The organism is Treponema sp. OMZ 803 (assembly GCF_024181165.1).
In the GTDB taxonomy this organism is placed as follows: domain Bacteria; phylum Spirochaetota; class Spirochaetia; order Treponematales; family Treponemataceae; genus Treponema.
In genome coordinates this window covers 1,667,126-1,691,097 of the sequence record NZ_CP051195.1, presented here as the reverse complement: position 1 = coordinate 1,691,097, position 23,972 = coordinate 1,667,126, and the positions used below count along the sequence as shown (strand labels likewise).

Below are 23,972 nucleotides of genomic sequence, written 5' to 3'. Positions count from 1 at the left end.
GGTCAATGCTCCGGTCGGGATAGCCGGCACCTCGCAGATTCAGTCGCCGCCGGTGCAGCAAATTAACCCGCCGGCAGTGGGACGTCAGTCGCCGCCGACGCCGCAGATTCGCCATCCGACAACGGTACCTCAGCCTTCGGCAGTGCGGCAGCCGCTAGTGGAAACCCCGTCGCCGCCCCGTGTGCAAAATATCGGTGAACTCAAAGAAGCGCTCGTTCAGCATCTACTCATAGAACATACGATGTTGTCGGCGGCAGTCGCTAAAACGCTCAACTGGATCGAACGGGACGGTGTGCTGTATATGGCCGTGCATACGCCTTTTGAAGTGCAGCAGCTGCAGCGAGAAAAGAATATCCTAACCCGAAAAACAGCCGAGCTTTACGGCAAAGAATTGAAAATACAGATAACGCTCGCTCAAGCAGAGACGGCGCAAAAAGTAGCCGTCCCCGCGCGGGTAGAGATGGTACTGCGTAACATAAAAGGCAGCATCGTTGACATACAAAAAAAAGCGGTTGAAGAAGAACCGGAGGAAGAAGAATGAACATAAATCCGTTTGAATTGATGAAAAACGCAAAAGATTTGCAGACTCATTTCGGGAAAATGCAAGAAGAACTGGCATCGCTCCGCGTGCAAGGTGTTTCGGGCGGCGGCTTGGTAAAGGTAACGCTGAGCGGTACCTTCGATATGGTAAAAGTTGAACTGGATCCAATCGCCGTCGATAATCGCGATATCCCGATGCTGCAGGATCTGATCCGCTCCGCCCATACCGATGCAATAGAGAAAATTAAGGAAACGCTGAAAGAAAAGATGGGACCGCTCGCTGCACTTGCGGGAGGAATGCCGTCGTAATGAACGCGCTTGAAGACCTTATCGACAATTTATGCCGCCTGCCGGGTATCGGAAAAAAGAGCGCCGCCCGGCTCGCATATCATATTCTCAAGCAGGATCCTCCCTATGCCCACCGGCTGGCGGATAGTCTCTACAAGCTTCACGACAGCATCAAACCCTGTCCGGTGTGCGGGGCTTTTACCGATCAAGACGTATGTGACATTTGCAGCGATCCCACGCGGGACGGCTCCTGTATCTGTGTCGTGGAGCAGCCGCAGGATGTCTCTACTCTGATGAGCATAGGCGAGTACAGGGGGCTTTTTCACGTGCTCGGCGGTGTTATCGCGCCGCTTGAAGGCATCGGACCGGAGCAACTCCGCATCGCAAGTCTCGTTAAACGAATCGGCAACGGTACGGCGGTAAAAGAGGTGATCCTCGCAACCAATCCGACCATCGAAGGGGATACCACCGCCCTCTATATCCAAAAAGTATTGCGCGATCTTCCCGTCGAGGTTACTCGCCTTGCGTCGGGTCTGCCGGTTGGCGGCGATTTGGAGTACACCGACAAACTGACTCTAATGCGCAGCTTTAAAGGCAGGATAAAGATTTAAGATTTAGTTTTCGCTTGACAAAGGTCAGAATTACCAGTATATATTGGGCAATATTTAGTAATATATGCGGTAATCCGCCGCCCCCCTAAAAGTTATTTGTAAAAGTAATCGTACAAAAAAGTTTATCATTAACAACAACATTAAAGTTCTGAGCTATTGCTGTCTATATGAGAGGCGGGATAGCAGAAAGTTGTGCCGGTTATGCGTTACCGATTAGACGGGAAAGCAAGACGGTAAGGTTCTGCCGCAGAGAAGCGCAGAAGAAATTAAACCTGTTCGGAAACTTCCGTTTCTGAACAGGGTACCTTGAAATGCGATGTTCTAAATCGTGCTATTTGTGCGATTTAGAACTCGTCGACCTATTCGAAAGCGCATTTATCGAATAGGTCTATTATAGTGCGTTTTTATCACCGGAGTATGCGTGGTAAGAACGCTTGCGAAATGGAGCGGAGAAAAAAGCTTATGAAAAAGATGAATCGCGCAATATCTGTTGTACTGATTATATTAACTGCTATTGCAGGTTTTACCTGTAAACCGGGCTTAGGCAGCCAAATCGACATCCTTCCGCCGAGCGGGGAGATTATCTATCCCGATGCGGGTGAGACGCCGATACGGGGTTCATTTATTTTGAGAGGAACGGCAAAGGACGACGAAGGCGTACGAGCAGTTTCAATCGTTTTTGAAAACATAGAAACGAAAGACAGCACGCGTTCTTTTCCGGCAAGTCTTTCCAAGCCGGGCGCCGACAGTACAGAGTGGACTGTATCCATAGATAACGAACCTACGGGGACGGAAGCGCCGCCTCACGAACTCGTAAAGATCTATCCCATCCCCGACGGTGAATACACGGCGATCGTTACCGTTACCGACAAGGGAGGAAAGCCGTCTACATTTACTAAGAACTACAAAATAGACAACACCCCGCCGGTGTTTATCGTGCAGCGGCCGTCAACGGTTGCAGGTAAAGACGAAACACCGGTGACATGGGACGGATATGGAGCCATATTTTCCGTTGTAGGGCAAGCTGGCGAAAGAAATACGGTAGAAAAGCTTGATGTACGTGTTACCGGAGCAGAACCGATACAAACAATGTTTGTAGGCAACAACATAAACGCTCAAATTGCAGTATTCCGCAAAACAGATCCTAAAGATCCTTTATATGAGCTACAGGATAAGGATAAAACAAAGCCGCTCAAAGGCGAATTTTATTTATATGATAACGCCCGCGAACGTACTGGGGGGGGGGCATCAACTGAAGGTAATAAAGCCGATTGGTATTATCAATGGGAGGATGTTTATACCGATGTTATAGCAAAGGGGTACACCCCGGAGGTAATCAGCGACTATTTTGCCGGTAAAAAAGGTTCAAATAAAAACGAACACGACCAAAAGATACTGGCCTTGCGCGGCGATACGGACGCCTTAAACACGCTTAAATCGGCAATGATAAAAATGGAAGAAAAGCGAAGCACCTTTAAACTGGATCCCAGTACATCACCGGGATTTAAGGTTATCGGCATAAAAAATTTGCCTAAAAATACATTAAATTTGGCGCAGGCTACTTCCATGTTATTTAAAACCGGAACGGAAACAGCCTTTCCGGTAGAGCTTATTCGTAATAAGAATAAGGATTCACTGATAAATGGTATTGCTTCCAATCCTACCGCATATACAGGCAGTAATATTGAAATCGTCTTGTTCAAATGGAATGGAACGGGTTCTGGAGAAGATAGCTTTAAAAACAACACAAATCTTGAAGAAAAAACGCTGGTAAAATTTTCCGAATTAACGGATACGAATAAGATTGCAAGTAAGATTACGGTAGCTGACGGAAACTTACGTGTAAAATGTACATTCGATCCTTCTTGGGGTGAGGGGTACTATATCGTAAAGGTTAAAGGAACGGATACTATCGATGAAGAATCGCATAAATTTCAAGAATATGATGATTCCAATTCGGTAAACGATGGGATGTATATCATAAATTTCCTTGCCGTTGGGACAGGTCCGAGAATACGGCCGATCCGTCCGCAAGGCTTTAAAAATACAACTGTGGATATAGAAGCGGATGTTACCGGTATCGATGCGGCTGGTGCGGTGTATTACAACATAGATGCGCCGGTAAATACCGCCAGTCCGGATCCGTCAAAGATTCTTACAAAGGTCAATGCCGACCCGACCGATCCTCGCTACAAAGCAGCGGGCGTTACTATAAGCGGTCTTTCGGACGGAATCCATAAAATTCACTTTTTAGCTAAAACAAGTTCCGGTTCAACCGATAAGGACACTACCGAATTTACCGTCGATAAAACGGGGCCGACAATTGAAATAGTATATCCTGAAGAAAGCGATCCGCAAGCGGGAGAGATTGTCGTATCGGGTCGAATCAGCGATGAATGGGCCGGAGTAAATCCCGAAAAAACTAAGTACATATTGGGTAAAAAGCCCTCTACGCCGACGGTTGATACTGCTGCCGGCTGGAAAATAATGAAAGATGCTCCTGATACTTCTACAAAAGGTTCGTGGAGTATTCACATAAATTTGGATAACGTCCCCTCATCGGAACACGGTGCGGCTGTCGGTACATACAAAAAAATACCGTTATACATTTTTACGGAAGACGAACTAGGGAATAAAGCCGTACATGAAAAAACGATTCTCTTTGATCCCGACGGAACAAAACCTGTTGTAAAAGTGAGTTCGCCGCAAGAAGGTGCAACTGTGGGCGGTACGATACAAATTTTCGGAACCGCAAATGTCCCGAAAGGCGGAGCGGGAGCCGTAGACAAAGTGTATATTCAGTTTTCGCACGACGGAAGCTTTGCGAATGCCGCCGATGGAACATTCGGTTCGAAAGACTGGTATAACGGCGGTAATGGATTACCCATTACGACTGATACCGGTGCAGGAGCAGGCCAAGACGGAGCGGACTGGAGAATCAGCATAAATGCCGACAACGCTTTTAATCATGCAACCAATCAAAATCAGACTGTCTATTTTAAGCTTCGTGCAAAAAATAAGAGCAATGTATGGGGCGAATGGACGGAAAAAAGAAAAATAATCGTCGACAAAGATGCGCCGTTGATTACCGATGTAAAGATCGATAATGACTCGGGCACGTCATCGCCGCAAGATTACAACATGAACATGTGGATTAAAAACGGTAAAAAACTTACGGCAAAGTTGGTTGATCCGTCGGGAATACAAGACGTAAAGATTACCTTTAAAAACGGCACTATTGAAACAAAGTATCAAAAAAAGGATGCAGGTACTCTCGATTCGGGGTACACCGCCGTTCCGACCGGTTGGCTTACGGATTACTCTTTAGGCGGAAAATCGGGCTATGAATTAAATCTCCCGTTTGATATAAGCAGTATGTCGGGTGACAGTTTTTCGGTTACAATAGTAATCAGGGAAAAAGATGCTCAACATTTGTCTTCGCAAAGTTCCTTTTTGTTCCGCTTCGATAAGGATAGCCCCATCGGTGATTTCGGCAAGACATTTACGGGTTATGTTGCAAACGCTACCTTTGCTACAGATCCCATCTCCAGAGTTATAGATTCCATCACCAGTCCCTCTCTTGCAGACGCTATACGATCAAATCCTACAGGTTTGAAAATGCTTGTCGGAAATACAATTGTAAGTATAACGAATGCCGCAGGCTTTTCGGGTAATAAGGTTACATTTACCCCCGCTCTTGCTTCCGGCGGAAAATACAGTTATGTCCTTTATAAACCTGACATATTGGTAAAAGCCGTCAGCGGAAATGATTGGATCGTTCCCGGCGTTGCGAACGATGACGGCTCGGGCGTTCAAACGGTGACCGCTAAGCTTGAAGTAGGAAGCGAGTCGCAAAGCGTAACGATGACCGAACTTGATCCTTCAAATAAAATATACCGCCTGCTCGACGGTTTATGTAGATGGGAAGGACACATCAATTTATCAACCATACCCGACGGCAAGGGTAAACTCACTTACACCGTAACCGATCATAGCGGAAACATTCACTCTGCTCAAAAAGACGTGCGGGTAAAAAATAAGGCTTTCACAGTGAGTTCGATAACGCTTGTTACCAACGTAGGCGGCGCGGAAACGTCCTCCGACGGAGCTCTTTCGGGTTCTTTAAATTCCGATCTCGATTTTATCGGAACTTTTACAAGCAGCAAATTTGCATTTAAAGATAAAACTCACTCGAAAATAAAGGTTGCATTTACCGGCGGTGAAGGACAGGTAAAATATAATTTGAAATATGCCGGTAATGTTTTGGCCGGGCATGATATGCAAAATATCGGCAACGGCGACATCATAACATTGAGCCCAGCCAATTTGAATACGATCGGTAATACTACAGGCGAAACAACCAAAGAATTGACGCTGGAATTGTGGGATAGTGCACAGGGCGGCTGTACACCGACCGGCGCAACCCCGCTTGAAAAGAGCTCTTTTGCCCAAATTAAAATCAATACGCTCTTTGACGCCCTTGACGATAATCCGCCTAAGGTGGTCATGCTTCCGTTCTATTGGAACGGAGAAGGCAAAGATTCGAACAATAATTCTTTGAACTCTTTGTATGAGGGCAGCAGTAAAAACGGACACGTGGAAATTGCTCCCGTTACAGGCCTTACCGCTAATACGTCGGATAATAACAGTTATTCGTCCGTTTCAGGGAAAGTTACTTTGCGCGGTTTTGCTTACGACAATATTAAGATACATACGGTTACTGCGGTGCTGCCCGGCAAAACCTTGACAGCTACGCTTTCCGATACCGGTACTAAGTGGACGGCGGGAACTATGGCTTCAGACGACGCCGTATTGACCGTTGAAAAGCTTGGCGCCGACTATCTCGGCTATTACGTCAAATGGACTTTGGATTGGAATACGGAAAAAACAACGAGCGTCGGCCTCGCACAAGAAATTAAAATAACCGTACACGACGGAACAACCGTATCGTCGGACGGCAAAGCGAATATGCCTAATGCCGTAACGGGCGTTACCAGAGCAAATGAAAACTCTGCACAAAACGACGTTTTTACCGGTAAAAATCCGGGACAATTTGTTGTATTCACAAAAGGTGAAAAGCAATATCTTACCCGCCTTGCAAGCGTATCCGGTAATAAAGTAACGCTGGAAAACAACGTTCCCGTTGATGTAAACGACGTTTTTGTGTACGGCTATAATGCAAACGAAGCAAAAACGAATGTAAACGTCGTGCCTTTTATTACAGGCTTGAAACGTCCGGATACCTATAATACCAACCGTTCCTCATCGGGCGCTTATAACCTGCTGCGAAACGACATGGTTACCGTTACAGGGTTTAATCTCGGCGGAACAGGCGCAACTGTAAAAGCTAAAATTCCGAATGTAACGAGCGAACAAGCTGTAGCAAGTAATAAGTTTACACTTCCTGCTGCAGCAAAGTCCGGTTCGATTGTTATTACTGTTGATCCTGACGGTGCCGGAACAAAACCTGCGGTAGAAGCTATTAACAATAAAAGTAACAACAGCAAACCCTACAACCGGCAGGAGCTTGCAAACCGTCCGGAAACTCAATATTGGACTGACGATTTGACAATCGATGTATGGAAAGACGATGAGGATTTTGCAGGCAGCAATAATCCGAAATATCCGAGTATGGCGATGGGTTCAAACGGAGATTTATATGCAGCGTACAGTAATTACTCCGACTCCAAAGTATACTACTCAAAATTAGGCGACGCGCCTCAATCCGTTTATTGGGGATATGATCCGCCGGAAGAGGCTGCAATCAGTGTGAGTGGTACGGATACGGTAAATATTTTATATTCTGCCAATTATCATGGAGGATTGCCTGCTCACTGGATAGCAAACATCACTAGAGCAGGCGGCTTATATTGTTATGATACCCATGCACCAAATTTCCTGTTTTTCAATGATAATGGCGGGAAAATATACCGGTTTGAACTTTTTTATCACCAAAAGCAATTGCAGCAGTTTAAGAACTTCCGTATTGCAAGGAAAAATAATAACATACATATAGCGTATTATGATACCATGGCAGCATCCGTTAAGTATTCAACGGTTCAATCGGGAACAACGAATGCGGATATTAATTTCCACAATGGTCAATATGATATGGCAGACGATAAGAATAATCGCAGTGAGATAGCATGGGTCGATTTGGACGGCAGTACCCTTACAGATCTAGTAACTGATCCTAATTTAAAGAGAGTCGGTACTGTTGCTAAACTTGTGGATGGTTCTTCAGGGCAATTTGAAGGTAGTCTTACCCGTACTGGCAGTACTGCCGAATACTGCGCTCTTGCGTTGGACGGTTCAAACAGACCGGTCGTTGTCTATGCCGATGTTGACACAGGTACACTGCGGCTTGCGCGGGCAAATGCCGAAACGCCCACAGCAGCTACAAATTGGAAAGTACAAAAGGTACTTCCTGCAGACGATGCTAATACGGGGCGTGCAACGGATTATTTTGCTGCGCAATTCGACTCTGCCGGTTATTTGCACATTGTGTTCCGCAACACAAAAGGACAGATTTGCTATGTAAAGTCCACAAATAAAAATACAGGTACTACCGTTGACGCTTATACTTTCGGAAAAAGCGTTGTTATTGCGGAAAACGGTTCACGGGTAGAGCTTACAATGGAAGGTACAACCCCCTACGTTGCGTATTTGAGTAAAACAAATGCGTATGACGGTATCCAAATTGCGTATTATGATACCGGCTTGGTAAAAACATGGAAGTCTGACGGTTCTGCGGATCAAACAGGCGCATGGAATGTTATGACTGCTGCAATGAAACATCGTGCCGGCGATGCACGTGCTTGTGTTGCCGTTGCTCCTGCGAGTGTAACAACATGGAAGGCGGCGGTAGGTTATACACCGGGCAGCATATACCGTGTCGTGAAATATGTAAAATAAAAGTTTTGGTAAAAAGTTTTGGGCACCGTTAATCAACGGAAGTTTTTAACGGTGCCCTTTTTGTATTGTCTTGTTTAGCGGTATTGTTCTTTCATCCACAAAAAATTATCGGCTATTTTGTTCCAGCGCGAATTTTGTTTATGAGGAATACAGTCTTCCTGCCAATACCACCAAAAATAGCCGCCGATATAGCGGTGGTTATAGGGGAGCATACGATAATATCTATCTGCCTGGGTATTGAAGGTTTTTCCTGCGTTGTGTGGTTTTGCAAACCCGCATTCACCGAATCCAAACAAAGAATTAGGAAACATAGTATACAGATTTTTGAACATATTCTGCCATTCTTCATGCTTACCGTCATTATCATCGTCATAGTAACTGACTAATACATAATCAAGTGTATTCCGCATATCAGGTGGAATATAGTTTAAAAGCCAGTCCTCCATTGTTATACTTTGAGAATCCGGATCAGCCATATATGCGGTAAGTGCCGTTGTAAAACCTTGCTGATGTATGTATTTCCACGCCGTATAAACCTTCTCGGCAATCAATTTCTCCGAATCGCCCAACCATCCTTCTCCGTTGACTTCATTTCCGATTTCCCAAATATCTACGTACGGCGTGAGATATGCCACACATTCGGCAAAACGCGCCTTATAGGATTCGGCTGTTTTATAAAAAGCCATATCATACGAATCGCATGGGCAAAGCATAATATACGCGACTTCGTGAATACCGGCGAGAAGTGAAACAAAATTAGCCGGCTTTTTGTCAGCATCAATAACAATACGTGCTGTCGGTTTTACCGGTAGTGCTTTAATTGCATCTATGATAGCTGTGATAGAATGCTCTGAAACATCATCAAGCGTTATACCGTACAGCGGAGAAGGAATACGGCCTTGTATGTGTGTATTCGTTGCTGTAGCGGTGTAGGCGGATAGTAGTAATATAAAAAGTATTGTATGCCGTAACATAATGTTGATACTAGCATGAGAAGCAACTCTGATACAATGTACGCTTAATTGGTCAGTAAGTAGATACTCTCTTCAATCAAGTTGAAAAAGCACGCCTTTTGGAATTCGGATATCTCCGCAGCGGAAAAGGTATCGCTGAAAATATCTTCGGTTTCTTTCATCAATGCGCCGACGCTTCGCCGGTCGATGGGGAGCCCCTTTCCGGTTAAAAGGTTTTCAAACTCTTTACTTTTTATCAGCTGAGTGCTGCCGAACAGCAGTTTAACATCGGAAAGCAGGTTTTTCTGTGTGCGAGCCATAAATACAAAAGAGGCGGTATCGGCAGTAATATGACCGATCGGTCCAAGCCGCTTATAATATGAAATAGTCCATTCTTCAAAGGGAACGCGCACACGGAGGATAATATGTGGGCTCTGGCGCAGTACAGTGCTGCTTTCGTCGCAATACTGAATCAGCGGCATCCAAAATGTTTCCTTCCGTGTCCGTATTTCGATTTTGGTATCGAGCGCGATTAACGGGATAAGGCAGGAATTTTGCATGGGCGCTTGCGCGATGTTTCCGCCGATGGTTGCAAGTGAACGGACACCGGGATTGGCCGCGAGGGAAATCGCCTGATAGAGAATTTGCGGTACGTTTTTTTCTCCCAGTTCTAAAATGGTATTGAGGGTTGCGGCAGCGCCGAAGTCTATGAAGCGTTCCCGTTTGGCGATGGTTTCAAGTTCGGGAAGATTCTTTAGGAATAAAATCGATTCCGGCAAGAGGAAACGGTCGGTATGGCAATCTTTGAGCAATCCCGTGGTGCCGGCAAGCGGGGTAATGTCGGTATTGTTCTGCATCAGCGTATACAGCTCTGCCATGCTTTTTGCGGTATTGACGATATAATTATTTTTCATGCCGCTTGCTCCTCCTTGATCTGCATACCTGTTTTAACGCTGCGGTGATCGAAACAATATCGGTACACCGGCACACGGTTCCGATATAGGCATCGCGTATTTGTTCGTCGGTGGGGTTCCAGTGTTTTTGCACAATACTGTGAGCGGTTAAAAGGGTACCCGCAGAGCAAAAACCGCACAGCGTAATGCCTTCTTTTTCAAACGCGGTGGTAATATCTTTATATTCCTGCGTAGTGCTAAAGGCTTCAAATGTAATAATATTCTGCCCCGATACGGCAAAGATGGGAATTATACAGGACGGCACCGCATGATCGTTTAAGAGCACCGTACAGGAATTGTAGGTCTCCTGCATACAGCTTTTCTTCACGCTGAGCAGGCCGAAATCTCGCCTCAGCACGTCTGACAATCGCTCATCGGCATCGGTTTCAATCTCTACCGCTTGGTTATTCAGATTAAATCGTATTCTCATATTATTTTTTCCCCGTTAACGCTTTAAATAAGCGTTCAGTGCGGATCGGCAGCGTATCTATCCGCGTCGGAACACGCAGCAGTATTTGGTTTAACGCCGCAAGATAGGCAGCGGGCAGTATATTCAGCGCACATGAATCGAAAGCACTCATCGAATTTCCCCGTTCTGGAATATCCACGGAAAGAGGCGGCATTTCAGTCGGCAGTATCATCCGATATTCCGAATAGGGGAGGGGAGTATCCTCGGCTTCCGACTGGGGGAGCGCTTCCTTTGCGGTACGTGATAATGCCGCGGCAATATTTTTACGCAGATAGTTGAGAACCTGCTTTTTTTCATAGATTTTTCCGGGATGACATGCGAACCACACTTTCCGGATTTGTATTTCATAGCAAACCGTATCCAGTTCAAGTTCGATAATACAGGCAGCGGGCGTTTTGGCTATAAACGGAACACTATTTTTGCCGGTTTTATTTTCTGTTTTATTTTCTATCGATGAAACATTTGGCTGCGGAGTATCGAGCGGCGGAACATCGGACTGTGAAACATCGGCTTGCGAGGTATTAGGTTGTGAGGCATCCGGGAGCGGGGTGCGGGTACTTCTCGAAATACTGATCGGCAGCGGATTGCGGAATCGCTGCTCCTGTAAATCGTGCAGGCATTGCTCAACGAGGGGAAGAACGATACCGGCGGTGTTGTCGGCAGTTGCGGGTCCGGACTCGTTCATATCTGCAGTCGTAAGACCGGCAAAGGTAATATCGGATTCGGCAATGTTCAGTTTTTTGGCAGCCAGCTTCCTGATGACTCTTTTTACATTGTCTTCCGCCGGTTCCGCCTTAATAAAAAGCCGATTGTGAACGTCCAGTGTCAGTTCTGCCGTATACGTGAAGTCTGCGGCGCATCCACTGTATTGGAAGCCCGCTGCCAATCCGATACCGCGCCACCGCCCGTCCCGTTTATCCGTTTTGCCTCGGTTAAAAACATTATACGCGGCATATTTACAGATAAAATCGCTTTTGCCGGTCAAAAGTTCGAAGAGGCTTGAAAAAACGGTGCCGTAATTGTCCGACATATTTTGTATGCGCCATTCTGCCGGAGAGAGATTGTAATCCTGAATAATTTTGTTGATGTGGTTTTCCAGTGCGTTTGACACGTAGTAGTCGCCCCATCCTTCGAGAATATCGATAAGACCTCCCGTCGTTTTTGATGCCCGCACCTCGATCCGGTAGTTCGGTACGGTGTACGGCCCTAATGCGGCGGCGGCCATTTGCTTGAGTATGTTGCCGATAAGCGGACAGCAGGCGCCGGCGTTGACAATAATCGAAATCTGCATTGCGGCAATCGAATGAGTATCGGACAGCGCCGATTGATGTTCGATAATCATCTCCGGCGTTTTAGGTGCGGCTGCTCTGCTCTCTTCCGCTGACAGATTGAGCGAAACGGTTTTCCGCTGCAGCACCGCTGCAACGGCGCACTGACAGGCGAGGAGGGACGGAAACCATAAAAGCTCATTGAATGTTTCGCCGGTTTGGGTTGGGTGCACGACAACAGTTTCTTCCGCAAGCCCGGTCGCTTTTGCTACCGCAGTACGGACATGAAACGGCCACTGGGTAGGCACATAGATGTCAAGTCCGTCCTCGCGGAACACCGTAACGGCGGAAAACGGTTCCGAACGGGCTGCATACTGCGAAGCTATTTTGAGCGATGAGAATACGGTTGAAGCGGCTGTTTCAAAGATTGAATCAATATCTCCGGCAGTACGCACCTCCCGTGCAACGATAGGATAGTCGAACAGCGTATGCGGCCGCCCTGCTTCAAAGCTGTCTTCGGGTATCGGCTCCAGTTCTATTGTGACATCCTTCCGCAGTGCCTCAAGCGTCGCCTCATTATCACCGGTGAGGATTCCGACTGCTTGTCCTTTATAGTTTATCTCGTCCGCTGCAAAAAGAGGAAGCGAATGTTCGAATATGTCGATCGTTTTTTGAGCAGGCAGCTGCGCTGCTCCGTAAAAGGCATAGCCTTCGGGTAAGGGCGGCAGATGCACGGCGGAAACAATTCCCGACGGTACGGGAGCACGGACAATCACCGCATACTGCTGCCCCTCAAAGCTCATATCCGAAACAAATTGTTCTATCATATCAAACTTCCTGTCAAATTCCTGCTTTTTGAAAACTTTGGGGATATCTCAAAAGTCGGTTCCTATTTGCGGAACTTCTTTGCGGTATCGATTACCGTATCGATGACATACTGCACATCCTCATCGGTCATATCCGGCCAGAACGGAAGGCTGATGCTCTGCGCATAGTGCGCTGCGGCATTGGGGAAGTCTTGTGCGCGCAGCCCATACCGTTCTTTCAGGAAGGTCAGTTCAAAGTGGGGGATAAAGTGGACTGAAATACCGAGTCCCCGTTCCTGCAGCGCGCGGGCAAAGTCATCCCTGCCGACGGAAAGCATTTCCGGTACGATGCGGAGGAGGTAGAGGTGCCACGCATTGCCGTCTCCGTCCGGTGGAACTTGAAAAAAGTCGAGCGGTTCAAAGGCGCGGGTAAAGCGTTCGGCGATGAGCTTCCGTTTCCGGTAAAACTCTTCCGCCTTTTGCAGTTGTACTCTGCCGATTGCCGATAAAATATCCGGCAGGTTGCATTTATAGCCTTCCGCAACGACATCGTATTGCCAGCTGGCGTGTTTGTCGGTGTAGCGATCCCATATTGTGCGGTTGATACCGTGGGAGCGCATCAGCTTAATGCGTTCCGCCGCTTCGGGATTGCGGACGCAGATCATACCGCCTTCTCCGGTGGTGATGGTTTTGGTGGCATAAAAAGAGAACACGCCCGCATCGCCGAAGGTGCCGCCGTAGCCGTCCGCTGTTTTTGCAGGAAAGGCATGGGCTGCATCCTCGATAACCGCGACGTTGTATTTCTTGGCGAGGCTGTTAATCGCCTTCATATTGCAGAGGTTCCCTGCGATATGGATAGGCACAATCGCCTTAATGCTCTTATCCTGCTTGAGCTTATCTTCGATTTTTTCAGGATCGATACTGTAGGAGTCCGCTTCGATATCCGCATAGATCGCTTCTCCGCCGAGGTGCAAGGCGCTGGTTGCAGTCGATACAAAGGTGTACGGGCTGGTGAGTATTTTGGTTCCCTTGCCGATTCCGAAGGCTTCCATTGCGAGCATCAATCCGTTTGACGCGGAATTAACTGCAAGTGCGTACGGGCTATGTACCATATCGGCAAACTCTTTTTCAAAGGCGAGCGTTTCCTTGCCGGTCGTCAACCAGCCTGAGTGCAGCACGCGGATTGCCGCTTCTTCTTCCCTGCGGTCGAACGACGGCCTAAAAAAGGGTATCTCCCGTGCGGGATTTTGGTTTGGTGTATTCATGATTATATCTCCCATAAAAACTTTTGTATCCGATATTACTATTTTTGAAAATGCGGACTCTTATCAATTGTGATCAGTTTATCAGTTTTTGCCGTTTTTCGATAGGGGCTTTCTGTATATCGAAAGTTTGTGCGGTCGATAAGTTCAGAAAATGAATCTCCATTAAATTTGTCAGTGGCTTAGAGAAAATGCAGGAGTGAAAAGCCTATAATGCGTCCGATTTCCGCCGTTTTCTAAACCATACCTTTTTCCAGAGCCGTTTTTGTTGTCGCTTTTTTCGTGCGGCGCGGGAGAGCCGTGCGAGCGGATGTTCCATATACACAACCGCTTTTTTACAAAACGCGGGGTTGAACCGGTATGCTGCAGCGGAGATAAGCGCAATCGCTAAAAAAAGCGCGGGCAGCCAGTCCTTCCATTGTGCATAAAAAGTCCGGCGGTACGGATAGATCGGTACGGAAACGCTCAATGCATCCGCAGTAAAGAGCGGAAGGCTCGCGGTAACGTTTCCGGCAGGATCAACAACGCAGGTAAAGCCGCCGTTGGTAGAGCGGACAAGCGGCGTTCGCAGTTCAATTGCACGGAAATAGGCGACGGCAAAATGCTGGTATTCCGCGCTCGCCGTTTTTGACCATGAATCGTTCGTTAGGTTAATCAGGATATTGCTTTTTTGATTATGCAAATCGGCGCAGAGCGTTGGAAAGGCATCCTCAAAACAGATGGGCGCGGCGAACCGGATATCATTTCCGTTTTGCGCGGTGAATGCCATCGCTTTATATTCCGTTCCCGGCGCCCATCCTGATGAAAAACCGACTAGTGAGTCAAAAAAACGCTGCACAAACGGATGGTCAATAAAGGGAATGTATTCCGCAAAGCAGATCAGCTGTATCTTTGAATAAGTGTCGAGCACCGTTCCGTCAGGCGCAATAAGATAGACGGCATTCGAATATTTTTCTCTTTCGGCATCCTGTAAAAGCGGAGAACCCGTTAGAATCGGTATATCCATCCGCTGCAAAAAATCGGTGAAGGACTCTTTAAAGGGAAGCCGCCTATAATAATCTTGAAATTGGTCGTAGCCGTATGCAAGGCTGCTTTCGTTCCATACGATAAGATCGGGTTTAACCGGAGATTCGCTAATTGCCTTTTCGGTAAGTTTTTGGGTGTCATACAGGTTATCAAAAAACAGATCGAGGCCGTAGCCCCACGGGTCGGTGTTCTGCTGCACTAACACAAGATGGAGGTTTTGCTGTGGCGTCCTTTTTTGATATATGCGAAAAAGTCCGTACCCGTTGATCAGTATTAACAACGCAGCCGTAAATGCCAGCGGCCGTAGCAACGGTCTGCCGTGCGGCTTGGAAAAACCGGTGGTTAATTTTGCCGTTGCCCTGATTATTTCTGCAAGGAGCGCGGAAATCAATGCAACAAGGAAGGTAATTCCCCATACGCCGGTAATATCGGCTATTTGAATGAGCGGACGCAGCGATAATGTCGTCATCGAAAGGCTACCCCAGGGATATGCGACAAAGCCGCTGCCTTTAAACCATTCCCAGAGTGTCCACAAACCGGCAAAGGCGAATGGGCGTAGTCCTAACGGCAGCTTCATTGCATAATAAAACCAATGCCCGAAAAGGAAGCCGAGGAACAAATAGGCGGCGGTAGAGGCGCCGAGCGTAAAAATTGCAAAATTTTCGAAATATGCCAGCCAAAAGCTTGAACACAGGTGGACAAGGGCTATCATTGCGCCGAACATCAATGCAGTGCGTCGTCGTGCAGGGCAGCGGCAAAAGGCGGTATATAACGGTATCAGTGCAATAACGCCGAAGAAAGCCGACCCAAAATACAGGTATTCATTCGGTATCCCGAGTGAAAGCAGCACCGCAGAGCATAAAACCGCTAGAAAAGATGAAATAACCGACATAATTTTGAGGTAATTTAATCATTTTTCTTGAATTGTTTCAATATAAGGGATATTATAGAGAGTATGCAGAAGATTCTACCGTTTCATGTAGACGAATATGGAGACGAGCCGGAAGTAACCGTTGCGGTTCCCGGGCGCTTCCACCTTTTAGGTGAACATACATGGTTTGCACAGGGCAATACGCTTTCGATGGCGATCGATCATTATCTGTATCTTTGCGTTTCAAAAAGAAAAGACGCCAATTATCGCTTTCTTTCTTTATCGCTCAAAGAGCGGAAAAAAGTTGCAGCCGCCAACCTTCGGTATCGTAAAGAGGATCGTTGGGCAAATTCGATAAAGGCTGTTATTCTTTCGTTTATGGATCAAGGGATTGAGATGACAGGGCTCAATTTTACCATTCTTTCCGAAATACCGGCGGATGCAGGGCTCGGTACGCCGAATGCGCTCAAGGTTGCAACGGCGATGGCATTGCGGAAGGTATTTGCGCCGCGGCTTACGAAGGCTGATCTCGTAGATATTCTAGAAAATGCAAATGTGCAGCACCTGAAAACCTATCCTCACCGCGCGGATATTCTGTGCGCGTTATATGCCAAGGCGGGACACTGTATACGGACAAATCATCGGCGGAAGACAGCCGATATTTATCCGTTTCCCATCAATAACTATCGGATTATTTTAACGGATTCGCGGGTTCCCCGTCTGTTGGCGCGCGAGGAACTGAATCACAGAATCCAAGAATGTATGGAGGCCTACGAGCGGGTTAAAAAGATGCCTGATATTCCCAATGATTTTAGTAAGCTTGCCGAAAGCGATCTTGAAGAGCTTGCCATCCCGGAATCGGTGCGTCGGCGGGTACTCTATATTATCCGTGAGTCGATAAGTGTCGATGACGCTATCAGCGCCTTAAAGAAAAACGATTGGGTTGTGTTCTCGCGTATTGTAACGCGCTCTCAAGAAAGCTTACGCGACCGCTTTGAGATTTCTTGCCCCGAATTGGATTGGCTTGTTAAACGGGCGATGGAGTTTGTCGCACCCGATATGAACGACATTGTGTGTTCGCGTCTGACGGGACGGGGATTCGGCGGATGTACATACAGTATCCTGAGGGCGAACGATATCCAAACCTATATTGAAAAATTGGGTGATTATGAACGAATTTTCGGTTTTAAGCCTTTGTATTATAAAGTTAAACCTTCCGGCGGGGTTCGTATACTATGATGGAGAAACGAAATGGATACGGTTCTTAAAGAAGGCATACAGTTGTATCGGGAAAATCGATATGAAGAAGCGCTTACCGCATTTTTAAAGATATCTTCTAAAGATGTTGAGCTCAATTTTGATTTGGCGTATTATATCGGCCTCTGTTATGCGAGCCTTTTACAATATGACAATGCGCTTGTCTATTTGGAACAGATTATCACTGCCGGAACCGATATCGCCCGTGTATATCAATGCAGACTTATTTTAGCCTTTATTTATGCAAAAACGGGGCGTGCTCGTCTTGCGGAATTCGAGCTTTCAAAACTTCTGGATGCAGGGTACGATTCTCCGCAGGTGCATACTTCGATGGCGTATTTGGCGTATGAGCAGGATAAAGTAGACAAGTCTTTGAGCCTTTATGAAAAAGCGTTGGAGCTCGATCCTGATAATCCAACCGCGCTTAACGGACTCGGCTATATCCTTGCCGATACCGAAAAAGATTTAACTCGCGCCTTAATTCTGTGTAAAAAAGCGCTTGATGCGCAGCCCGATAATCCCGCTTATTTGGATTCGCTGGCATGGACATATTACAAGATGGGTTTTGATACCGAAGCTCGATCATATATCCAACGGGCGAATGAACAACTTCCCGATAATATAATAATTAAACGCCACTTGCAGCGTATTATGAATGGGTAACCTTAAAAAAAGGATAAGTATCATGCGTATAAAGAGACTATTGCAAACAGCCGGTTTAATGCTGCTTTTATTGTGCGGCGGTATGGCGCTGACTGCGCAAACCAACAGCCTCCAACCCCGATTGAGCTCCGCCGATAGGGATCACGGATTTGAAGAATTCCGCCGCGGCGTGCAGGCGTATTATCGCGGGACATTTAATGAGGCTATCCTGCTATTTGAAAAAGCTCTCACGCATATTCCCGGCGATCCGCTCATCTTGGATTGGCTCGGACAAGCCTATTACCGCTCCGGTATAGAGGGGGCTGCACTTGAGCAATGGTCGGCGGCGTCTGCCTCAGGATACGGCGGGCAGCTTTTAAAAAATAAAATAGAGGTTGTGAAAGAACGACGCAGTTCTCAGCCCGATTTTGCGGAATCGGTACGCTATGTGGAAACCGCCGTATTTGAATCCAAACATGGATCGGAAGTCTTTTTTAAACAGCCGCTTTCAGTTGCGGCAATGGGGGACGGCAGTTTCTGGGTGGTTGCCTACGGTTCCAACGAATTGGTGCACTTCGATATTAACGGAATTATACTCGACCGGACGAGTGGCCCGCTGCAAGGATTTGACCGTCCTTTCGATATTTTACCGCTCAAAAACGGAAATCTCCTTATCTCAGAATTTGCTGCCGATCGACTTTCACTGCTTACCAAAGACGGAAAATTCATTAAGTCGTTCGGTACGAAGGGCAGGGGAGACGGACAGTGCATCGGCCCTCAGTTTTTAGCGCACGATTCTTACGGAAATATTTTTGTAACGGATTTCGGCAACGCCCGCGTCGTGGTGTTTTCTCCGGACGGAGAAGGCCTTTTTACCTTCGGGCAGCGCAGCGGCATATTCCCGGGCTTTACCGCTCCGGCAGGGATCGCAATCTTAGATGATTTGGTCTACGTTGCGGATTCGGTAAAAGGTTCTATCTATGTGTTTGATACGGCGGGAAACTATATTAGAACGCTGCTGCCGGACGGAAGTGTCGTACAGGCGGAGTCGATGCGGGCATGGAAAAACAATCTGCTGGTGTCCTGCGCCAATAAGGTGTACTTGGTCGATATCGGCTTAGCAAGTTTGTATACCGTTGCGAGTTTAGGGAATGCGCCCGCCCGTGTAACCGCGGCAATTCCCGATGTCAACGGCAGCCTTTTGTTAGCCGATTATAAAAACGGAAATATTCAAGTCTTTTCTCATATCAACGAATTGGCCGGTGGCTTGTTTGTCCGCTTTGACCGTGTCTATGCCGATAAGTTTCCGACGGTAACCGTCGATGTCCGCGTAGAAAACCGGATGGGGCAGCCGCTGGTCGGCTTAACGGAAAATAATTTTTTCCTGACCGAATCAAATCGACAGGTTAATGACTTTACGTTAAAAGGCGCCGCCTACCTCAATACCGGATGTGATATTGCCGTTGTAATCGAGCGCTCTCCTCAGTCGGAAAAGGAATTTGAGCTTGTTAAGACGGTTGTAAAAGAGCTTGCCGAGGCAATGCAAGGGAAAGGAAAAATTTCTCTTGTGTCGGCGTCTCAATTGCCGGTGCTGGAAGGTAAGTTTTCTCCCGAAGCGCTTTTATCGCAGCCGCTTAAATTAAAGGCGGCGTGGTCGCCCGTATGGAACTGTGATCTTGCGCTGCGGTTGGCAAGCGGAGAGCTTATTAATGCGGCTCCGAAGCGGGCTATCGTGTTCTTATCGTTTGAAGATATCGGTTCCGACAGCTTTAGGCAGTACAGCTTAAATGATCTTGCCTCGTATATAACTAACAACGGTATCCGGTTTTATGCGGTTAATCTAAAACCGCGGACATTGCCACCTGAGTTGGCGTATCTTTGTACAAAGACAGGCGGAATGAGCACGTATATTTATGCCGAACAGGGGCTTTCTCCGATTATTGAAGACTTAATTGCAAAACCGGTAGGTTCATATCAGCTGAGTTACACCTCTACATTGCCAACCGATTTCGGCCGTGCCTATTTGCCCGTCGAAGTTGAGGTACGACTTTTAACTCGTTCGGGCCGAGATGAAACCGGCTATTTTGCTCCGTTGGAATAAAACCGGACGTTCCGCGAATACACGGCGTATTGTTCGGTTTTGCAGAATGATACGCCGGTCTAACTGAATCAACATACCCCCGACGCAGAGCGTTGCCGAGAAACGGCGGGTATTAAACCCTCGCACGAATAAAATTCATAATTGTGAATTGCTTTTACAGCTGGCTTATTCGCTTAAAATCCGATAAAATCAACCCATGGCACGCAGTAAGTACGGAACAACGCCGTGGGGCGCATGGTTTTTACGGATGCTCGAAAGTTATGACGGCGAGGGGCGGGTGTCGCGAGGGAAAAGTTACGCGAATACCGGTAAGGTAGATTCCCTTGTGATTACCGGCAATAAAGTTGCTGCCCGTGTCGCGGGACATTATGACCCGTGGTACTATATTTCGCTCACCTTTCCCCGTATTTCTGAACCGAATCGAAAAAAATTGGAAAAAATCTTAACGGAACATCTCGCCGACTTCATCGCATTGGGAAGCGGTACGATGACGGAACGTCTTGTAACGCTCTTTGAGGCAAAGGATATACGATTTATTCCCCGCCGCTGGAGCCTTATCGAAAGCGATTGCTCCTGTCCCGACTCAGCCTCCCTGTGTAAACACATTGCCGCGGTGCTGTATATTCTGGCAAAAGAAATCGACCACGATCCGCGGCTCCTCTTTCAGCTTGCGGGGATCGATCTTGCCGAACTGCGGGAAAAGATACTGCCCGCCGCAGGGGATATGTCCGCCGAACCGGCTCTAACCGCCGTATCGGAGCGGGGCGCATCACCGGCGGATAATACGGCAGCGGATTTCGCAATGGGTGTTATACCGGCGGCAAGTACTGCGATATTTGAAACACCGGCAACCGATAATGCCACAATCGCCGGAGCGCAAAGGAAAGCGAGGCAATCCGGCGCGGCGGGTACGGCGGCTAAAGCATCGTCTTTTTCAGTGCCGTCAGACCCTGAATACGAACATCCGGTGCCGTTATCCCTACGCCGTGCGGATGAGCCTGCACAGGACGTACCGGCGGAACTTCCCCGCTTTCCGCTTGAAGAATCGTTTTTACCGCTGATTTCCGCGCTGCTTCCGCCGTTTGCACCCTTCTATGACGATGACTTGGTTGCAGCCTTTAAAGAGCTATACCATAAACTGATTGTCCGGCAGAACAAAGCATTTGAGTTGACGCTTGAGCAGCGGATTGCCGTTTTAATGAAATCCGGTACGGACTGCGCATCGGCGGCAACGCTGTGCGGTTCAAGCCGTCTTTTATATACGCTGGTTCGGCTCGATACGGCAAAACTGCCGAAGCAAAAAACGGCAGGAGTTCCGGCTTTCCCCTTGCAGAAAGAAGCAGCGTTGCAGCTCCGCGTGCGGCTTCCGAACGGTACGGAAGCTGCGCTGACGCTCGTGCAAGCGCTTCACCTCCTGCGCGGCGTTACGCCCCTTACGGATTCTCCGGACGGTATGAAGGCGGCATATACGGTACTGACACTCGGAGAGCGGCTCGTCGCCGAATCTGCGCTGCTGCCGACGGTATACCTCGAGTCGGTAACGCGGAAACTGGCAATATTTTGGAAGCCGCTGACCTCGGCGCAGGCTGTTTCCGCAGCAATCGACCGCTGCGCTTCCTTTATTACCGAAGCATTTTTTCCGCAAGTTAAGAGCTGGGGCAGGCGGTATTGCGCCGAACTGCTGCTGACGGCGTTCCTCACCGAATATGTACATACTACCGGTTTTATGCCCGCCGGTATCCGCCAAGCGGAACAAGAAATTGCAGCTCTCTTTTTCCAAGGCGCGACTATCAATACGAAGGCGCCGGGTATGCGCCGCCTTCCCGCATCGATTACCCGCTGGCTTGCTGCGCTCTACTACGACAGCAACAGCCTCCGTTTCCGGCTCATCTTGGAGGAAGCGAAAAAATCCGACTTTCAGATTTCCGCCGAGGTGTGCCACAGCGAAGAAACGAACAACCGGTTTATACCGTTTTCCCGCATCGCCGACTCCGTACAGCTGGAAAGCAAAACGGTGGAGTTCGCGATTGCGCTTTCCGCATATCTGCCGAAATTAACGGAGATGATCGGGCAAAAGTCGGTTCCGCTTACGCAGGAAGAGACGGCGGTGTTTTTACGGACGGCGGCGCCGCTCCTCTCCCGTTTTGGGATAGAGGTCGTGCTGCCTAAGACGTTGCAGCGGGCGCTGAAACCGCGGGCGGTGTTCCAGCTGAAACGACAAAAGGGAGCCGGCGCTGTACAGTCGTACCTCAGCCTTGATAACCTGATGGATTATGACCGCAGCATTATGCTCGGCGATACCGTCATCAGCGCCAAGAAATTCCGCGCATTGATGAAGCAGAGTAGCGGTTTGGTGAAATTCAACGACCGCTACATCCTTGTCGATCCCGAACACACGGCGCGTCTTCTCGAAACCATGCAGCACGAAAGACCCGGCATCAATGAGGTCATTCAAGGGACATTGACCGGAGATACCGTAATGGCGGACGGCGCGCCGTTTTCCTATTCGCTCTTTCGGGAAACGGATGCCGCGGTACCCCGCACATTGCAGGCGACGCTCCGGCCGTATCAGGAAAAAGGGTTTCAGTGGCTCTATTCTACCATTAAAAGCGGTTTCGGCTGTCTGTTGGGGGATGATATGGGACTCGGTAAAACGCTGCAAGTTATCGCCCTCATTCTCAAATTGAAAGAACAGGGCCTTGAGCATAGCGGCATCCTTATCGCGGCTCCGGCGAGTCTTTTGCCGAACTGGGAACATGAGCTGCACACCTTTGCTCCGTCGCTGCGTTGTACAATCTTGCACGGACAGGGGCGGCGGTTTTCCGCAAAGTCTGACATTCATATTACGACGTATCAGACCCTCCAGCGGGATGTAAAAAAACTTTCCGAAAAGACCTTTGACTGTCTGATTATCGACGAAGCGCAGGCGGTTAAAAATACGCAGACCAAAAACGCCCAAGCGCTCAGGCTTGTGCAGGCACAGTCCCGTATCGCGATGACCGGTACGCCGGTTGAGAACAGCCTTGAGGATATGCGCGCCTTGTTCGATTTTATCATTCCGGGCTATCTCGGCTCTGCGGAAACCTTCCGTAAAAAATGGCGCATACCCATCGAGCTGCACGGCGATGCGGAGACTGCGGAATCCTTTCAAAAAATTACCGCCCCGTTTTTACTCCGTCGCCTTAAAACCGATCCTGCCGTTATTTCCGACTTACCGGAAAAAGTGATTACACCGCAATATTGTCGCCTGACGCCGGAGCAAATCGCGCTGTACGAAAGCCTTGTTGAAACGCAGCTGAAAAGCGTGTTGAAGGCGGAAGAGGGAATCCAGCGGAATGCGTTGGTACTGAAACTGCTGACCGCCTTAAAGCAGGTGTGCAATCATCCCCATGTCTACGACGAAAGCTTTCAGACCGATATCGCGCTTTCCGGAAAAACCGCCGCGCTGATGCAGCTGCTCGGCGAAATATTGGACGCCGGCGAAAAGACACTGATTTTCAGCCAATACACGCAAACGCTCTTTTTACTGCGGAAGCTGATACAGGAGCAATTCGGAGATGAGCCGCTCCTCTTGCACGGACAGATGCCGCTTACCGCACGGAAGGCCGCGGTCGAATCGTTCCAAACCGATCCGGCGCAACGCATCTTTCTTATTTCGCTCAAGGCAGGCGGTACCGGCTTAAACCTTACCGCTGCGACCCGCGTTATCCACTTTGACCTCTGGTACAACCCTGCGATAGAAGATCAGGCGACCGACCGCGCATTCCGAATCGGGCAGCACAACACCGTGTTTGTGTCCCGTTTTATCTGCGCCGGTACCTTTGAAGAAAAAATCGACGAGATGATTCAGAAGAAGCGGCATATTTCTCAGATGACCTTGAGCGGCGGCGAATCGTGGATCGGCAAGATGAGCAATGAAGAACTTGCCGAGTTGTTTGAGTAAAGAACCGCAACACACTTAAGCGTTTTAGGAGATGCCTCATTGTAAACAGTTCACATGGAACGGTATA

14 protein-coding genes are annotated in these 23,972 nt (G+C 48.2%); 8 read left to right on the top strand and 6 right to left on the bottom strand.

Annotated elements, in window-relative coordinates:
• Positions 1 to 52 precede the first annotated feature (52 nt).
• The 4 genes from ABH09_RS07630 (at position 53) to ABH09_RS07615 (ending at position 8,354) form a co-directional block, all read left to right on the top strand.
• A complete protein-coding gene (locus tag ABH09_RS07630) occupies positions 53 to 541 on the top strand; it encodes a DNA polymerase III subunit gamma/tau (RefSeq protein ID WP_253713952.1) in 489 nt (162 codons plus the stop codon).
• Positions 538 to 849 (top strand): YbaB/EbfC family nucleoid-associated protein, encoded by a 312-nt coding sequence (locus tag ABH09_RS07625; protein WP_253713951.1) that lies wholly within the window; start codon positions 538 to 540, stop codon positions 847 to 849. The genes ABH09_RS07630 and ABH09_RS07625 overlap by 4 nt, the downstream gene beginning before the upstream one ends.
• On the top strand, positions 849 to 1,439 hold the full coding sequence (gene recR, locus ABH09_RS07620) for a recombination mediator RecR (RefSeq protein ID WP_253713950.1): 591 nt from the start codon (positions 849 to 851) through the stop codon (positions 1,437 to 1,439). Before ABH09_RS07625 ends, recR begins: the two co-directional genes overlap by 1 nt.
• Positions 1,440 to 1,901: 462 nt before the next feature.
• Positions 1,902 to 8,354 (top strand): hypothetical protein, encoded by a 6,453-nt coding sequence (locus tag ABH09_RS07615; protein ID WP_253713949.1) that lies wholly within the window; start codon positions 1,902 to 1,904, stop codon positions 8,352 to 8,354.
• A gap of 74 nt (positions 8,355 to 8,428) precedes the next feature.
• On the opposite strand, the gene ABH09_RS07610 is transcribed toward ABH09_RS07615, so the two are convergent.
• The 6 genes from ABH09_RS07610 to lnt form a co-directional block, all read right to left on the bottom strand.
• On the bottom strand, positions 8,429 to 9,328 hold the full coding sequence (locus ABH09_RS07610; RefSeq protein ID WP_253713948.1) for a hypothetical protein: 900 nt from the start codon (positions 9,326 to 9,328) through the stop codon (positions 8,429 to 8,431).
• Positions 9,329 to 9,372: 44 nt separating this feature from the next.
• Positions 9,373 to 10,221, bottom strand: coding sequence for an FAD binding domain-containing protein (locus ABH09_RS07605; protein WP_253713947.1), 849 nt, complete (start codon positions 10,219 to 10,221; stop codon positions 9,373 to 9,375).
• On the bottom strand, positions 10,211 to 10,690 hold the full coding sequence (locus ABH09_RS07600; protein ID WP_162663727.1) for a (2Fe-2S)-binding protein: 480 nt from the start codon (positions 10,688 to 10,690) through the stop codon (positions 10,211 to 10,213). Before ABH09_RS07600 ends, ABH09_RS07605 begins: the two co-directional genes overlap by 11 nt.
• 1 nt (position 10,691) lies before the next feature.
• Positions 10,692 to 12,824, bottom strand: a complete 2,133-nt coding sequence (locus tag ABH09_RS07595) for a molybdopterin cofactor-binding domain-containing protein (RefSeq protein WP_253713946.1) — start codon at positions 12,822 to 12,824, stop codon at positions 10,692 to 10,694.
• Positions 12,825 to 12,886: 62 nt separating this feature from the next.
• Entirely contained in the window at positions 12,887 to 14,068 is a 1,182-nt protein-coding gene (locus ABH09_RS07590; protein ID WP_253713945.1) for a DegT/DnrJ/EryC1/StrS aminotransferase family protein, read from the bottom strand.
• A gap of 205 nt (positions 14,069 to 14,273) precedes the next feature.
• Positions 14,274 to 15,983, bottom strand: a complete 1,710-nt coding sequence (lnt, locus tag ABH09_RS07585; protein ID WP_253713944.1) for an apolipoprotein N-acyltransferase — start codon at positions 15,981 to 15,983, stop codon at positions 14,274 to 14,276.
• A gap of 63 nt (positions 15,984 to 16,046) precedes the next feature.
• Between lnt and ABH09_RS07580 the strand changes: the two genes are divergently transcribed.
• The 4 genes from ABH09_RS07580 (at position 16,047) to ABH09_RS07565 (ending at position 23,905) form a co-directional block, all read left to right on the top strand.
• Entirely contained in the window at positions 16,047 to 17,201 is a 1,155-nt protein-coding gene (locus tag ABH09_RS07580; RefSeq protein ID WP_162663723.1) for a galactokinase, read from the top strand.
• A gap of 12 nt (positions 17,202 to 17,213) precedes the next feature.
• Positions 17,214 to 17,882, top strand: a complete 669-nt coding sequence (locus ABH09_RS07575) for a tetratricopeptide repeat protein (RefSeq protein WP_162663722.1) — start codon at positions 17,214 to 17,216, stop codon at positions 17,880 to 17,882.
• Positions 17,883 to 17,904: 22 nt separating this feature from the next.
• Positions 17,905 to 19,962: a hypothetical protein gene (locus ABH09_RS07570; RefSeq protein ID WP_253713943.1), complete on the top strand. Its 2,058-nt coding sequence runs from the start codon at positions 17,905 to 17,907 to the stop codon at positions 19,960 to 19,962.
• A gap of 196 nt (positions 19,963 to 20,158) precedes the next feature.
• The gene (locus tag ABH09_RS07565) at positions 20,159 to 23,905 is read left to right on the top strand and encodes a DEAD/DEAH box helicase (RefSeq protein ID WP_253713942.1); all 3,747 of its coding nucleotides are present in this window, start codon (positions 20,159 to 20,161) and stop codon (positions 23,903 to 23,905) included.
• Positions 23,906 to 23,972: the final 67 nt, after the last annotated feature.

Coding starts and splice junctions, on each gene's coding strand:
- ABH09_RS07580 (WP_162663723.1), top strand. CDS start 16,047: ATGCAGAAGATTCTACCGTTTCATGTAGACGAATATGGAGACGAGCCG.
- ABH09_RS07625 (WP_253713951.1), top strand. CDS start 538: ATGAACATAAATCCGTTTGAATTGATGAAAAACGCAAAAGATTTGCAG.
- ABH09_RS07605 (WP_253713947.1), bottom strand. CDS start 10,221: ATGAAAAATAATTATATCGTCAATACCGCAAAAAGCATGGCAGAGCTG.
- ABH09_RS07590 (WP_253713945.1), bottom strand. CDS start 14,068: ATGAATACACCAAACCAAAATCCCGCACGGGAGATACCCTTTTTTAGG.
- recR (WP_253713950.1), top strand. CDS start 849: ATGAACGCGCTTGAAGACCTTATCGACAATTTATGCCGCCTGCCGGGT.
- ABH09_RS07575 (WP_162663722.1), top strand. CDS start 17,214: ATGGATACGGTTCTTAAAGAAGGCATACAGTTGTATCGGGAAAATCGA.
- ABH09_RS07615 (WP_253713949.1), top strand. CDS start 1,902: ATGAAAAAGATGAATCGCGCAATATCTGTTGTACTGATTATATTAACT.
- ABH09_RS07570 (WP_253713943.1), top strand. CDS start 17,905: ATGCGTATAAAGAGACTATTGCAAACAGCCGGTTTAATGCTGCTTTTA.
- ABH09_RS07565 (WP_253713942.1), top strand. CDS start 20,159: ATGGCACGCAGTAAGTACGGAACAACGCCGTGGGGCGCATGGTTTTTA.
- ABH09_RS07600 (WP_162663727.1), bottom strand. CDS start 10,690: ATGAGAATACGATTTAATCTGAATAACCAAGCGGTAGAGATTGAAACC.
- ABH09_RS07610 (WP_253713948.1), bottom strand. CDS start 9,328: ATGTTACGGCATACAATACTTTTTATATTACTACTATCCGCCTACACC.
- ABH09_RS07595 (WP_253713946.1), bottom strand. CDS start 12,824: ATGATAGAACAATTTGTTTCGGATATGAGCTTTGAGGGGCAGCAGTAT.
- lnt (WP_253713944.1), bottom strand. CDS start 15,983: ATGTCGGTTATTTCATCTTTTCTAGCGGTTTTATGCTCTGCGGTGCTG.